Genomic DNA, 13,598 nt, shown 5'->3' on the forward strand with positions numbered 1-13,598 from the left:
GCGAGCAAGCTCGCACCGGCAGGGTTGTTTGTCGCTCTGCTGTTGAGCGGCTGCATGAGCCTGCCACTGCCGCAACACACGCCAACGCTGACGCTGCCCATGCAACTGCATGTGCAACGCGAACAGGCCGATCAGCGCCAGGACTGGTTGCTGGTGATCCAGCAGGAAGACGCCGGGCTGCGCTGGTCGCTGATGGACCCGCTGGGGATCCCGCTGGCGCGCCAGCGCTTGCAAGATGGCCACTGGCACGCCGACGGGTTGCTACCACCCAACCCCCAGGCCCGGGAATTGTTCGCAGCCTTGCTGTTTGCGCTCACTCCACCAACAGAACTGGCGCACAATTATCCACAGGCAAATTCTGCCGCTGACGTGCGAAGGCTGGGGCAACGCTGGCAGGTGCAGTACACCCGGCCGCAGGTTTTTCGCATCGACATGAAGGACGACCTGCACTACACCATCACCCCGTTGGACGCTGAGGGCGCCCCATGACCGCCTACCTGAATGCGCTGGGTATCATCTGCTCGCTGGGCCGTACCCCGGATGAAGTCGCTCGGCATCTGTTTGCCGGCGATTGCAGCGGCATGCAACCCGAAAGCGGCTGGGTCCCGGAGCGGACGCTGACCGTGGGAGCCGTTCGCGGCGAGCTGGCAACCATCCCTCCCGCACTCGATCAGCAAAGCAGCCGCAACAACCAGTTGCTGCTGGAAGCCGCGCTACAGATTCACGGCGACATCGAACACGCGATCACCACCTATGGCCGCGAGCGCATTGCCATTGTGCTGGGCACCAGCACCTCGGGAATCGATGAAGCCAGCCGGGGCATTGCCCACTATCTACAGAATCAGCAGTTCCCCGGTGACTATGACTACCAGCAGCAAGAGCTGAGCGCGCCGGCCAATTTCCTTGCCGACTGGCTGAACATCAGCGGCCCGGCCTATGTCATTTCCACCGCTTGCACCTCCAGTGCCCGTGCGTTGATGAGCGCCCGGCGCTTACTGGACATGAACCTGTGCGACGTGGTGCTGTGCGGTGGCGTCGACAGTCTGTGTACGCTGACGCTCAATGGCTTTTCGGCACTTGAAGCGGTGTCCGAGGAGCGCTGCAATCCCTTTTCAGCGAACCGCAGCGGGATCAATATCGGCGAAGCGGCCGTGCTGTTTTTAATGAGCAAGCAACCCGCCAGCTCTCATTCGATTGCCCTGCTCGGCGCGGGCGCCAGCTCGGATGCGCACCATATTTCGGCTCCCGAACCCAGCGGCCGCGGTGCCATTCAGGCCATGCACAGCGCCCTGCAACAAGCGGGCGTGTCCGCCAGCCAGATCGGCTACCTGAACCTGCATGGCACCGCCACCCAACACAATGATGCGATGGAAAGCCACGCCGTGAGCCAGGTCTTCCCCCATGGCGTACCGTGCTCGTCGACCAAGCCCATGACCGGCCACACCCTCGGCGCAGCCGGCGCGCTGGAGGCCGCATTTTGCTGGTTGAGCCTGACCCGCGACAACGCCTTGCCCCCGCACCTGTGGGACGGACAGCCCGACCCGGCACTGCCTGCACTGAACTGGGTCACCCCCGGCCAAACCCTGGCACCCGCCCCAACACGCTGCCTGATGAGCAATTCGTTTGCCTTCGGCGGCAATAACGTCAGCCTGATTATCGGAGACGCCCCATGATTGACTGGCCGCTCGCCGAATTGCTGCCCCACGCTGGCGACATGATCCTGATCGATCAGGTGCTGGCGTTTGATGAAGAGCACATCCACACCCGCCTCACCGTGCGTGCAGGCGGCTTGTTCAACCGCGACGATGGCAGCCTCCCGGCCTGGGTCGGGATTGAATTGATGGCGCAAAGCGTGGCCGCCTACGCCGGTTGCCGCGCGCGCCTTGAAGGCAACCCGGTGGTACTGGGCTTTTTGCTCGGCACACGCAAGTTCGAATGCAACGTCGAGCACTTTGCGCTCGGGGCCGAACTGAAGATCCACGCCCAGCGCTCGCTGGAAGACGACAACGGCATGGGCGTGTTTGAATGCCACCTCACCGGCCCCGGCATTCATGCCACCGCCCGCCTGAACGTGTTCCGTCCGCCTCAGGCAGAAAACTACCTTGCACAAACACCCCAGGAGCCTCGCCATGACTGAGTCTGTTTTAGTCACCGGTTCAAGCCGTGGCATCGGTCGCGCCATTGCTTTGCGCCTGGCCCGGGCCGGCTTTGACCTGGTGCTGCATTGCCGCAGTGGCCGTCCTGAAGCCGATGCGGTGATGGCCGAGGTGCAAGCGCTGGGCCGCAGCGCCCGGGTGCTGCAATTTGACGTCTCGGACCGGGCACAGTGCCGGGACATTCTCGAGGCCGATGTCGAAACCCACGGTGCGTATTACGGCGTGGTCCTCAATGCCGGTCTGACCCGTGACGGCGCCTTCCCGGCCCTCAGCGAAGACGACTGGGACGTGGTGATGCGCACCAACCTCGACGGTTTTTACAACGTCCTGCACCCGGTCATGATGCCGATGATCCGCCGCCGCCAGGCCGGGCGCATCGTGTGCATTACTTCGGTGTCGGGCCTGATCGGCAACCGTGGCCAGGTCAACTACAGCGCCTCCAAAGCCGGGCTGATTGGCGCCGCCAAAGCGCTGGCCATCGAGCTGGGCAAACGTAAAATCACCGTGAACTGCGTCGCGCCGGGCCTGATCGACACGGCCATGCTCGACGAAAACGTCCCCGTAGAAGAACTGATGAAAATGATCCCCGCCCAACGCATGGGCACCCCGGATGAAGTCGCGGGCGCCGTCAACTTTTTGATGTCAGCGGAAGCTGGCTATATCACTCGCCAGGTGTTGGCCGTCAATGGAGGCCTGTGCTGATGAAACGCGTCGTCGTCACCGGCATGGCCGGCATCACTTCGCTGGGCAGTGACTGGGCCAGCATCGAAGCCAACTTTATCGCCGGGCGGAGCGGTATCCGGCGCATGGACGAGTGGGATCGCTTTACCGAACTCAATACGCGTCTGGCCGGGCCGATTGACGATTTTGTGGTGCCCGCACACTGGACGCGCAAACAACTGCGCAGCATGGGCCGGGTGTCCCGGCTGGCGGTCGGTGCGGCCGAGCAGGCGCTGCTGGATGCCGGTTTGCTGGGTAATCCGATCATTCGGGACGGGCGCATGGGCGTGGCCTGCGGCTCGTCCACCGGCAGCACCGACGAGATCAAGGCGTTTGGCAATATGTTGCTCAACTCCGTCGCCGACGGCCTCAACGCCAACAGCTACGTACGCATGATGCCGCACACCACGGCGGCCAATATCAGCATCTTCTTTGGCCTCACCGGGCGTCTGATTCCCACTTCCAGCGCCTGCACCAGCGGCAGCCAGGGCATCGGCTATGCCTACGAAGCGATCAAGTTCGGCCGCTTGCCGCTGATGCTGGCCGGTGGCGCCGAAGAACTGTGCCCGACCGAAGCCATGGTGTTTGACGCGCTGTACGCCACCAGCCTGAAAAACGATGCCCCGCACACCAGCCCGCGCCCGTACGACAGTGGCCGCGACGGTCTGGTCATCGGTGAAGGGGGCGGCATGCTGGTGCTCGAAGAGCTGGAGCACGCCCTGGCCCGCGGCGCCCACATCCATGCCGAGATCGTCGGCTTCGGCAGCAATGCCGACGGCCAGCACACCACGCGCCCCGAGATCAGTACCATGCGCCGGGCGATGGAACTGGCCCTGGAAGACGCCGGCATCGGTGCCGAGGCCATCGGCTATGTGAACGGCCACGGCACCGCCACCGAACAGGGCGATATCGCCGAAACCCAGGCCACCAGCGAGTTGTTCGGCAAGCACATGCCGATCAGTTCACAGAAGAGTTTTTTGGGCCATACCCTGGGCGCCTGCGGAGCGCTGGAGTCGTGGTTCAGCATCGAAATGATGAACCGCGACCGCTACGTGCCGACGCTCAACCTGGATGACGTCGACCCGCGCTGTGGCGAGCTGGACTACCTGCGCGGAGAATTCCGCCAGTTGCACAACGAATATGTCATGAACAACAACTTTGCCTTTGGCGGGGTCAACACGTCGTTGATCTTCCGTCGCTGGGTGTAACGTCAAGGAGACTACCTACATGCAATTCAAAACATTCGCGGCCACCACCACACTGCTGCTGTGCGCCCTGCCCGCAATCAGCCAGGCCCGTGATACCGCCCTGTACCTGCCGTTTGATCAGGTCGTCACAGAAGCCATCAGCACCGGCAAGATCGACGGCAGCGTCAAGTTCTACCTGGCTGGCAACACCCCGGCCGGCAAAGTCAGCGTCCTCAGCCCGGGCGCGGTAACCAACAAAAAAACCAACGCGTTTAACAAGAGCGACGAACAGGCTTGCTCCTGGGCGCTGCAATCGGCGTTGATCACCCTGCACGATGCCGCGAAAAAAGTCGGCGCCAACGCCGTGACCAACATCGCCAGCTTCTACAAACGCAACGAGCGCAAAGACCCGAAAACCTACGAATGCCATGCCGGCGCCGTGATCGCGGGCGTAGCGTTGAAAGGAGATTTGTCGAAGGTGAACTGAAGGCTGCTGAACAGCGGCTCCAGACATGAAAAAGGCGCCTACCGGCGCCTTTTTTGCAAACAGACGGGCCTGTTGGCGGATCGCCCAGGATCCTTGCTCGCGATAGTTTCAGAACCGCTACGGTGATCCAGCAAACACACGCGTTATCGTTAACGAGCCACAGGTTTTTTTTTGCGCGTCAGCCACGCTGAAAGGGAGTTATCGCCCAAGAATCCTTGTAGGAGCGAGCTTGCTCGCGATAGTTTCAGAACCGCTGCAGAGATCCAGCAAACACACGCGTTATCGTTAACGAGCCACAGGTTTTTTGCGCGTCAGCCGCGCTGAAAGGGAGTTATCGCCCAAGAATCCTTGTAGGAGCGAGCTTGCTCGCGATAGTTTCAGAACCGCTGCAGTGATCCAGCAAACACATGCGTTATCGTTAACGAGCCACAGGCTTTTTGCGCGTCAGCCGCGTTGAAAGGGATTTATCGCCCAAGATCCTTGTAGGAGCGAGCTTGCTCGCGATAGTTTCAGAACCGCTTCGGTGGTCCAGCAAACACACGCGTTATCGTTAACGAGCATCGCGAGCAAGCTCGCTCCTACAGGTTTTTTTGCACGTCGGCCGTGCATAAGACGACCCTGCGCAAGAGCACTCCCTTTCATTCGCAGGACGATTCCTAGAGAATCCTTGAGCCTTGCGCCTGTCTCTTTCGATCGCTAGCCTCCGTTTCGTCATCCCCCAGGGGTGACCGGACGTGCAAGTCCGTTAGACATAGTGCTGCAGCATCAGCCCAAGTTATGGCGGCTGCGCGTGGGAGGCTTTCGAGCCTGCCGAGTTCTATGTCCTCGGTCTTGCACACCCACGTACAGCTGCCACCCTCTTTGTGTGCAAGCAAATGGTGAGCACTCCAAATTGACGTAGAGAGCTAAACCATGACCCACACACCCGAATACGAAGAAACCCTCGAACACACCCATGAACTGCTGCGTTGCGCCCTCGCGACGGCCTATGCATCGGCCGATAATCTGCAGGGCCTTAACCGCGATGTGGCACTGGCGGTGGTGCATTTGATTCATCAGGTCAAAACGGCTGTGGATAAGTTACTGCCGGGGTAATCAATCCGGCCCGCTGCCGCTCGTTTGCTGTCCCCCCTCTGTCGCAGCGCACGGGTGGAACAAATGCCGCGTCCGGCGGCGTAGCCGTCGCAACACGTCACCCGAAAAACCACTCCCGGTGTTTCAGGGTGAGGGCTGTACCGTCTTGCGCGTCAGCAGTTGCGCAAACGCATTCGCCATGGGAGATGGCGTGCCCTTGCGTTGCACCAGCCACACTGCCGTGTTGGCATCCGGGTCCAGCAACGGCCGGTAGACCACGCCTTTGATTCGCATGTGCTGGAACGAGGCCGGCAGTACCGACACGCCCAAGCCCGCCGAGACCAGGCCGATGATGGTCATGGCTTCACCGGCTTCCTGTGAGAAGTGCGGGCTGAAACCGGCTTGCCGCGCCAGGCTGAGCAACTGTGCGTATAACCCGCTGCCATAGCTGCGCGGGAAGAAAACAAAGGGTTCGTTCGCCAGTGCCGCCAGGTGCAAGCCGTGCTCGCTGCCTTCGGCCAATGGATGGTCGGCACGAATGACCGCCACCAGGGGCTCACGAAACAATTCCACCGCACTCAATGATTCGGGCAACACCAACGGACGCATCATGCCGACTTCGATGGACTCGTCCACCAGCGCTTCGGCCACTTCGCGGCTGCTCATCTCCTGCAGGTTCAGGTGCACGGCCGGGAAGGCCTGGCGAAATGAAAAAATAGCCTGGGGAATACTCGAACTGAACGGCGCCGAAGAGGTAAACCCGATCTTCAGTTCACCCAGCTCACCCAACTGCGCACGCCGGGCCACATCAGCCGCTTTGTCGACCTGAGCCAGTACCCGTCGCGCCTCTTCCAGAAACAATCGCCCGGCTTCGCTCAGCTCAACCCGACGGTTGGTCCGATCAAATAGCCGCGCCCCCAGTTCTTGCTCCAGCGCCTGGATTTGCTGGCTTAAAGGCGGTTGCGAAATGCCCAGTACCTGGGCTGCACGGCCGAAGTGCAGCTCTTCGGCGACGGCGATGAAGTAGCGCAAATGACGCAATTCCATGAAGGCTCCATTGAGTCGTAAAACCTATCAAACAGGTCGAACAATATATTGGAAAGAATCGATAGTGGCCTATATTCTTTTGTCATTGCCGTTCGGCTTTGCGCTCTTTTGAGGTCCCCGTGAAAACTGCTGTCGCTCCACTCGCCCACGACATTCCACCTCCCGTCCCGGGTGATGCAGTCGCCCCGTTGAATGACGTGTTTATCGAAAAAGGCACACCGCTTTTTATGCGCACGGTGCTGGCGCTGTTCTCGGGTGGATTTGCAACCTTTGCCCTGCTGTATTGCGTACAACCGATGATGCCGTTGCTGTCCCACGAGTACGGGATCAACGCGGCGCAGAGCAGCCTGATTTTGTCCGTGGCGACCGCCATGCTGGCCGTTGGCTTGTTGATTACCGGCCCCATCTCCGATGCCTTCGGGCGCAAACCGGTGATGGTGTTTGCGCTGTTTTCGGCAGCCGGCTTTACCCTGCTCAGTTCGCTGATGCCGAGCTGGGAAGGCGTGCTGCTCACGCGCGCACTCGTGGGGCTGTCGCTGAGCGGCCTGGCCGCCGTGGCCATGACCTATCTGAGTGAAGAAATTCACCCCCAGCACATTGGCCTGGCGATGGGGCTCTATATCGGCGGCAATGCCATCGGCGGCATGAGCGGGCGACTGATCAGCGGTGTCTTGATCGACTTCGTGAGCTGGCACACGGCGATGCTGGTCATCGGCGGGTTAGCGCTGGTGGCGGCACTGGTCTTTGTGAAAATCCTGCCTGAGTCGCGCAACTTCCGCCCCCGCTCCATCAACCCGCGCAGTTTGCTGGACGGCTTCACCGTGCATTTTCGCGATGCCGGGTTGCCCTGGCTGTTTCTCGAAGCGTTCTTGCTGATGGGCAGTTTTGTGACGCTGTTCAACTACATCGGTTATCGGCTGCTGGCTGATCCGTACAACATGAGCCAGGCGTTGGTGGGCCTGTTGTCTGTGGTGTATCTGTCGGGGATCTACAGCTCGGCGCAAATCGGCGCACTGGCCGACAGACTCGGACGACGCCGGGTGCTGTGGGCGGTAATCGTGCTGATGCTGGTCGGGATCGCACTGACCATGCTCGAGCCCATCGCCTGCGTGATGATCGGCATGCTGCTGTTCACCTTTGGTTTCTTCGGCGCCCACTCGGTGGCCAGCAGCTGGATCGGTCGTCGCGCTCTCAAAGCCAAGGGCCAGGCCTCGTCGCTGTACCTGTTCAGTTATTACGCCGGGTCGAGCATCGCCGGTACGCTGGGCGGGGTGTTCTGGCACTACGCGGGCTGGAACGGCATCGGTACGTTTATTGGCGGGTTACTGGTGATCGCCTTGCTGGTGGCGTTGCACCTGGCCAAATTGCCGGTGCTGCCGGGTAATGCCAAAAACCCGTGAACCTGGTCACTGAATGCCCGGCAGGAACACGCGTACGCGGGTTATTCCGCGGTATTGACCAGTAGCCGGGCCTCAAGGCTCTGGTCATGCTTTTCCAGGCTCAGGGTTTCGAACTGCGCCCCTTCCCGCTCGCTGCGCGCAAGCCAGTTCAAGAGCGTCAGCGCATCGCCTTTCAAGGTGATGCGCAACACCTCGGCGTCCATTTCAAACTGTTGCACATTCAAGCCCGATTCAGCCGCGCTTTCACTGAGCCGGATCGACAAGGGTTGATCGAAGACCTTGACCGCGGACGTGGGTTTAGCCTGCTGCACTTCAGCCGCCTGCTGCAGGGTTTTTGTGTAGAGCACTTGAGCCGCCGCCAGGCGTTGTTGCGCGGGCAGCCAAAGACCGTACACGCTGAACACACCCAGCAGGAACACCGCTAGCACCCGGCACAAGGTCCGGTCCCGCGGTGGAAGATGCTGCCAACGCTCACGCAACACACTTAAACGGGCTTTCATGCGGCGTCCTCCAGGGTGAGGATCACCTGCACCCGGTTACCTTGTTGGCGGGCGTTGCCCAGGGTGATCGGCAGTCCGCTTTGCACACCTTGCGCACGCAGCTGTTCCAGTTCGGCGAAGCTGCCCGCCGTGATGCTCAGCGCCCAGCCGGTATCGGCTCGCCACTCCATGCGTTGCACTTCGACACTGCTGGCACCAATCACCCGCTCGGTGAGCTGGACCAACCGGGCCATGTGACCGCTTTGCGGGTCGGCGCCCCGTTGTTGCAGAGCCTTGAGTTGCGCCGACAGATCAACAATGCGCGTTTGCCCGGGATACAGGGCGTGGAATCGCTGTTCGCTCAAGGCATACAGGCGCGCCGCTTCCCCCTCAAGAAAACTGCTGCGCACGTGTGTGAACCCCAGCGCCAGGGCACCCATCAGCAACACCACAGCGCAGACCGAACGCCACGGCCACACCTGCGTCGTGCGCTGGAACTCGCCTTGCAGCAAGTTGATGGCATTGCCTGGCTGACGGTTCAGCAGGCTGTCGAGACCGGTATCGGCATCAAGCACCTGCTCGGTCAACGTGGCACCCAGCCCGCCTTCGAGCGCCTCCAGTGCCGGGGCCGACAGCGCCAGCCTTGCCTCCAGCGCTCCGCCCACGATCCAGCGTCCATCCCACCAGGCTCTGCAGGGCCGATCTGTCGGCAACAGATCGGCATCGACCTGCACACTGACGATATTCAAGCCACAGGCCTGTAACTGCGCCAGCAAGGACTTGAAGCGCTGCCGGTCGATGATCAGCAATGGATAGCGCTGTTGAGCGTCTGCTGGCCCGACGGCAATATGCAGGTCTTCCAGGTCGTCGGCCAGTTGGTCCTCGACAGCAAATGCCAAGGCCTGGACGTCAGGCCGACGTTTGTTCGGCCAAGGCTCGGTGAGCAGCCAGCTGCACATTTCCATGGGCAGGATGAGGTTCACTGCATTGAGTTTGAACGCTTCGGCGGCAGCGCCTGGAAGGCCACGACATACCGCCGTGTCGTCCTGCCAGAAGTAGACCGGGGCGTGATCGAAGTCGGTTTCGCCGCTGCCGGCAAAGCCTTCAGCGGTGAGATAAAGCCAGCTGTTCATCAGAGGGATTCACTGTGTGTGTGGGCGCTAAAAAGCGCCGCTGCAAGAGGTGCCATTCGCCGGTTTTAAGGTGACGCGCCACATCGCTTTCGAGACGTAAGCGGCTTTGTCCCAGGCGCACATGGGTGGTGATCCGAAACCATCTACTCTGGGTGCCCAGGCCGCTGGCGTGAACGCCGAGCCCCCTGAGCATCGGGGTAAAGGTGAAATCTTCAATGTCGGCATACCCCTGCTGGGGGCGCTGCGCCACCAGCCTTCGGGCCATGTCGGGGGTCACGCCTTCCAGCGTCGCGAGCAAGCCTGCGGAGGCGGTGTTGATGTTGAGTGCCGTGCCTTTGTCCAGCAGCGCGATCCAGGGCTGCATCCGCGAAAACCACAGCGCATCCACCCCTTCGACCTGACGCAACTGACTGATGTCACTCAAGCTCAGGCCCTGGAGCGCGCTGGCATCCAGCAACGGAACCTTGAGCCCGGTTTGCAACTGCAACCAGCGCTGCGCCACGACCTTGTCGACCGGCCCTTTGGTGAGCAAGGCCGCCACATTGAAACGCCCCGCCAGGTCTTCAATCTCGACCTCGATGCGGCCGTTGTCGATCGGCATGTCCGGCTGCTCTTTGGCCCAGCTCTGACCAGCGGCGACAACCCCCTTGGGGTCGGGCAGATGCTCGCGCAACCGCTGCCGTGCCCAGGCTTCGCCGGCAAAGCCCAATTGACGCAACTGCAACTGATGAAGCTGCTGGGCATTGCTGTGAAGTGACAGGCGCTGGCTGCGCAACATGCCGGCGGTAATCAACAGCGCCAGGCTCATCACCAGCAACACGGTAATCAGGGCAATGCCTTGTTGGTCACGGCGCATCATTCGCCCTCCGCCAGCAACAGGACGCGCCGCACGTTCTCGAAGCGTCCCACCGACAGCTGGAGCTCCAGGGCGCGCGGGGCCTGGTTGCGCACACCCCCTGCGCCCGGCCACTCGCTGCGCCATCCGGTGTTGCTGTCGAACAGGCGCCAACTCACCTTGCGCACATCACTGAGCAGCTTTTGCTTTTGCAGCCCGGGTAAATCCAGGCCGCGGCTGTAACGCCAAAGCACACCGTTTTCGAGCCGATAGCTGATGTCTTGCAGCTCGCTGCGCGGTTGGCCCAACGGGTTTCGCCAGTTACCTCGACGCAGGTTGAGCTGGTGGGGATAAAGCACCACACCCGGGTTGCGCCGCGAGGTCTGCACCTGCAACACATCGCGCTCGATCAATGCCACGGCCCGCTGCAAGCTGCGCAGTGATTGCTCATGGGCACTGCTGCTGCGTTCGGCCCGCACCACGCCATCAAACAGGCGCCAGCAACCAATGCCCAGCAACGAGAAAATCGCGATGGCAATCACCAGTTCGAGCAAGGTAAAGCCTGCCTGTGGCTTATTCATTTCGGGCCACAATCCACTGCGTGACTGACTGTACGGCCTGTTCGCTACCCGCCGGGCTGACCGTCAGTTCGACCCTCAGCAAGCCGCTGCCGGGTTCAGGCTCGATACGCTGCTCAACGCGCCAATCGCGTTGCGCAAAGCTCACGGCGAGGGTCTTTCGCCCTTGAGCCACTGGCGGCGTTTGCAACTGCAGTTCGCTGAGGTGGTTGTCGGCCAACCACGCGGCGAACAACCGCGCCTCAACCCCCGCGCTCTGCCCCAGCACATAGCTGCTGGCAGACAGGACCGCCGCCGACAGCGTGGCGAACACCGCCAGCGCGATCATGACTTCGAGCAAGGTGAATCCTTTTTCAGCCTTCACAAAGGCACCTCGTTGTCATCGATCCGCGCCTCGCCGAGGCCATCACTGACGATGCTGCGCCAGCGCAGCGGCGGGCTCTCGAAATGCAGGTCGAACGCAGTGTTCTCATCGCTGCTCATCCACAACAAGTGCGGGGTGTCCGAACCTTCGATCAGGGGCTGAGGTTGCCCTTCGAGTGTCAGGGCCAGCACCAGCCCTTCCGGCAGGTGAACTTTGGGCTCAATCGCTCGCCATTGCTCATCGTCAAAGCGCATGAGCTGGTAGGCCCCGGGCTCCAGTCGCAGGCCATATTCCTGCCCCTCGAGCACGGCTTTTTCACGCAAACCGTGCATCACCGCGAGCAACACGTCCGCTTCCTGACGCGCTTGCCGGGCGTTGTTGTCACCCAGGCTGATGTGCACCATAGAAGCCAGCACGCCGATCAGCACAATGACCACCATCAGCTCGATCAAGGTAAAACCTGCTGCCGCGCGTCGCATGCTTCAGTTGCTCCAGTTGCCGATATCGGCGGCATGTTCTTCACCCCCGGCCACACCGTCCGAGCCAAAGGAATAGAGGTCATAGCCCGGCGAGCGAGTACCCGGGCTCAGGTACTGGTAAGGCGTGCCCCACGGGTCCAGCGGCATGCTTTTGAGATAGCCCTGCGGGTTCCAGTTTTTTGCCACCGGGGTACCGGACGGGCGCTTGCTCAGCGCTTCAAGGCCCTGTTGGGTGGAGGGGTAGCTGAAGGTGTCGAGACGGTACATTTCAAGGGCCGTGGCAATCGCCTGAATGTCCGTGCGGGCAGCCGTCACTTTGGCCTGATCGGGGCGGCTCATGAACTGCGGCACCACGATTGCACCGAGCACACCGATAATGACCACGACCACCATGATTTCAATCAGGGTGAAACCGCGTTGAGAGGATTTTGAGGCAGTTTTCATAGGTCAGCTCACCAATTGATTAAGGCTAAGAATGGGCAACAAGATGGCCATGACGATCAGCAGAACGACCCCGCCCATGAGCACCAGCATGATCGGCTCGAACAAGCTCACAACCAGCGCGATACGGGCCGCGAGTGCTTTTTCCTGCTGTTCGGCGGCCCGTGCCAGCATGTTGTCCAGTTCACCGGCGCGTTCACCGCTGGCTATCAGGTGCAGCATCATGGGCGGGATGTCACCACTGCGTTCCAGGCCCCTGGCCAGGGTGCCGCCCTCGCGTACGGAGCGGGCGACATCCACCATGCGCTGGCGAATGGCACGGTTGGCAATGACCGTGGCCGAGATTTCCAGGGCGTCCACCAACGGCACCGCACTTTTGCCCAAAATCGACAGGGTGCTGGCAAAACGTGCAGCTTCCATCGCCCGCAACACACCGCCCACCAGCGGCGCATTGAGCAGCAACACATGCCAGCGCACTTTCAGCCGTGGCTGGCGCAAGGCCCAGCGGGCAATGCCGGTAGCTGATAGCAGTACGACCAGCAGCAGCCAGCCATAGGTGCGCAAACCGCTGCTCAGGGCAATCATGGCCTGGGTCAGCACAGGCAACGGCTGGCCGCTGTTGACGAAAATCTTCACCACGTCCGGCACCACATAGCCCAGCAAGAACCCGACAATCGCCAGCGACGCAAAAAGCAGGATCATCGGGTAGACCAGCGCCAGCTGGATTTTCTGGCGGGAGGCCTGACGGGCTTCGGTGTAGTCCGCCAGCTGTTCCAGGGCATGGCCCAAATGACCGCTGCGCTCACCCGCCGCGACGGTGGCCCGGAACAGTTCGGGAAATGCCCGGGGGAACGCCGATAACGCGGTGACCAGCGCATGACCTTCGATGACACGGCTGCGCACGGCGGCCAGCAGGCTGCTGACCACCCTTTTCTCACTTTGCGCCATGACCGCCGCCAAGGCTTCTTCGAGGGGCAAGCCGGCATGGATCAAGGTCGATAACTGCCGGGTCAACAGCGCCAGATCGGTGACCCCAAGCCGCGTCCCCGCGTGTACCTGGCGCCCTCCCGGACGGCCTGCACCGGCCTCGCCCAGGCGCGTCAGGCGCAGGCCCCGCTCGCGCAGAATCTGTCGCGCATGGCGCGCACTGTCGGCTTCTTGCAGCCCGCGGCAACTACGCCCGTTCGCGTCCTGCGCTTGATAGTCAAAGGTGGGCAT

17 protein-coding genes are annotated in these 13,598 nt (G+C 61.6%); 8 read left to right on the top strand and 9 right to left on the bottom strand.

Features of this window, described 5'->3' with window-relative positions; all coding sequences use genetic code 11:
- Positions 1–54 precede the first annotated feature (54 nt).
- The 7 genes from AWM69_RS16915 (at position 55) to AWM69_RS16945 (ending at position 5,645) form a co-directional block, all read left to right on the top strand.
- A complete protein-coding gene (locus AWM69_RS16915) occupies positions 55–489 on the top strand; it encodes a DUF3261 domain-containing protein (protein ID WP_218727675.1) in 435 nt (144 codons plus the stop codon).
- The gene (locus AWM69_RS16920) at positions 486–1,673 is read left to right on the top strand and encodes a beta-ketoacyl-[acyl-carrier-protein] synthase family protein (protein ID WP_218727619.1); all 1,188 of its coding nucleotides are present in this window, start codon (positions 486–488) and stop codon (positions 1,671–1,673) included. The genes AWM69_RS16915 and AWM69_RS16920 overlap by 4 nt, the downstream gene beginning before the upstream one ends.
- Complete coding sequence (locus AWM69_RS16925) at positions 1,670–2,137, top strand: hotdog family protein (protein ID WP_131653688.1); 468 nt, start codon at positions 1,670–1,672, stop codon at positions 2,135–2,137. Before AWM69_RS16920 ends, AWM69_RS16925 begins: the two co-directional genes overlap by 4 nt.
- Positions 2,130–2,858 carry a 3-oxoacyl-ACP reductase FabG gene (gene fabG, locus AWM69_RS16930; protein WP_131653689.1) on the top strand — a complete coding sequence of 243 codons (729 nt, stop codon included), beginning with the start codon at positions 2,130–2,132 and terminating at the stop codon, positions 2,856–2,858. Before AWM69_RS16925 ends, fabG begins: the two co-directional genes overlap by 8 nt.
- Entirely contained in the window at positions 2,858–4,084 is a 1,227-nt protein-coding gene (locus tag AWM69_RS16935) for a beta-ketoacyl-ACP synthase (protein ID WP_131653690.1), read from the top strand. The genes fabG and AWM69_RS16935 overlap by 1 nt, the downstream gene beginning before the upstream one ends.
- A 19-nt stretch (positions 4,085–4,103) precedes the next feature.
- Positions 4,104–4,550 carry an excinuclease gene (locus tag AWM69_RS16940; RefSeq protein WP_131653691.1) on the top strand — a complete coding sequence of 149 codons (447 nt, stop codon included), beginning with the start codon at positions 4,104–4,106 and terminating at the stop codon, positions 4,548–4,550.
- Positions 4,551–5,462: 912 nt separating this feature from the next.
- Positions 5,463–5,645, top strand: coding sequence for a DUF6124 family protein (locus AWM69_RS16945; RefSeq protein ID WP_218727621.1), 183 nt, complete (start codon positions 5,463–5,465; stop codon positions 5,643–5,645).
- A 123-nt stretch (positions 5,646–5,768) separates the two neighbouring features.
- Here AWM69_RS16945 and AWM69_RS16950 read toward each other — a convergent pair whose 3' ends face one another.
- Complete coding sequence (locus tag AWM69_RS16950) at positions 5,769–6,671, bottom strand: LysR family transcriptional regulator (protein WP_218727622.1); 903 nt, start codon at positions 6,669–6,671, stop codon at positions 5,769–5,771.
- 227 nt (positions 6,672–6,898) lie between these two features.
- Between AWM69_RS16950 and AWM69_RS16955 the strand changes: the two genes are divergently transcribed.
- The gene (locus AWM69_RS16955) at positions 6,899–8,071 is read left to right on the top strand and encodes an MFS transporter (protein ID WP_256930394.1); all 1,173 of its coding nucleotides are present in this window, start codon (positions 6,899–6,901) and stop codon (positions 8,069–8,071) included.
- A 41-nt stretch (positions 8,072–8,112) separates the two neighbouring features.
- Here the strand turns inward: AWM69_RS16955 and gspM are convergent, their stop codons facing one another.
- The 8 genes from gspM to gspF are packed head-to-tail and all read right to left on the bottom strand — an operon-like array spanning position 8,113 to position 13,598.
- Entirely contained in the window at positions 8,113–8,571 is a 459-nt protein-coding gene (gspM, locus tag AWM69_RS16960) for a type II secretion system protein GspM (protein WP_218727624.1), read from the bottom strand.
- Positions 8,568–9,683 carry a type II secretion system protein GspL gene (gene gspL / locus AWM69_RS16965; RefSeq protein WP_218727626.1) on the bottom strand — a complete coding sequence of 372 codons (1,116 nt, stop codon included), beginning with the start codon at positions 9,681–9,683 and terminating at the stop codon, positions 8,568–8,570. Before gspL ends, gspM begins: the two co-directional genes overlap by 4 nt.
- Complete coding sequence (locus tag AWM69_RS16970; RefSeq protein ID WP_053070940.1) at positions 9,655–10,542, bottom strand: general secretion pathway protein GspK; 888 nt, start codon at positions 10,540–10,542, stop codon at positions 9,655–9,657. The genes gspL and AWM69_RS16970 overlap by 29 nt, the downstream gene beginning before the upstream one ends.
- A complete protein-coding gene (locus tag AWM69_RS16975; protein ID WP_218727627.1) occupies positions 10,539–11,099 on the bottom strand; it encodes a type II secretion system protein GspJ in 561 nt (186 codons plus the stop codon). Before AWM69_RS16975 ends, AWM69_RS16970 begins: the two co-directional genes overlap by 4 nt.
- Positions 11,092–11,460 (bottom strand): type II secretion system minor pseudopilin GspI, encoded by a 369-nt coding sequence (gene gspI / locus AWM69_RS16980; RefSeq protein WP_218727629.1) that lies wholly within the window; start codon positions 11,458–11,460, stop codon positions 11,092–11,094. The genes AWM69_RS16975 and gspI overlap by 8 nt, the downstream gene beginning before the upstream one ends.
- Entirely contained in the window at positions 11,457–11,939 is a 483-nt protein-coding gene (gspH, locus tag AWM69_RS16985) for a type II secretion system minor pseudopilin GspH (RefSeq protein ID WP_218727630.1), read from the bottom strand. The genes gspI and gspH overlap by 4 nt, the downstream gene beginning before the upstream one ends.
- Positions 11,940–11,942: 3 nt before the next feature.
- Positions 11,943–12,383 carry a type II secretion system major pseudopilin GspG gene (gene gspG / locus AWM69_RS16990; RefSeq protein WP_048382876.1) on the bottom strand — a complete coding sequence of 147 codons (441 nt, stop codon included), beginning with the start codon at positions 12,381–12,383 and terminating at the stop codon, positions 11,943–11,945.
- Positions 12,384–12,386: 3 nt separating this feature from the next.
- On the bottom strand, positions 12,387–13,598 hold the full coding sequence (gspF, locus tag AWM69_RS16995; protein ID WP_218727632.1) for a type II secretion system inner membrane protein GspF: 1,212 nt from the start codon (positions 13,596–13,598) through the stop codon (positions 12,387–12,389).

Origin of the sequence: Pseudomonas sp. D1HM (assembly GCF_019266105.1) — a bacterium.
GTDB classification, from domain to species: Bacteria; Pseudomonadota; Gammaproteobacteria; order Pseudomonadales; family Pseudomonadaceae; genus Aquipseudomonas; species Aquipseudomonas taetrolens.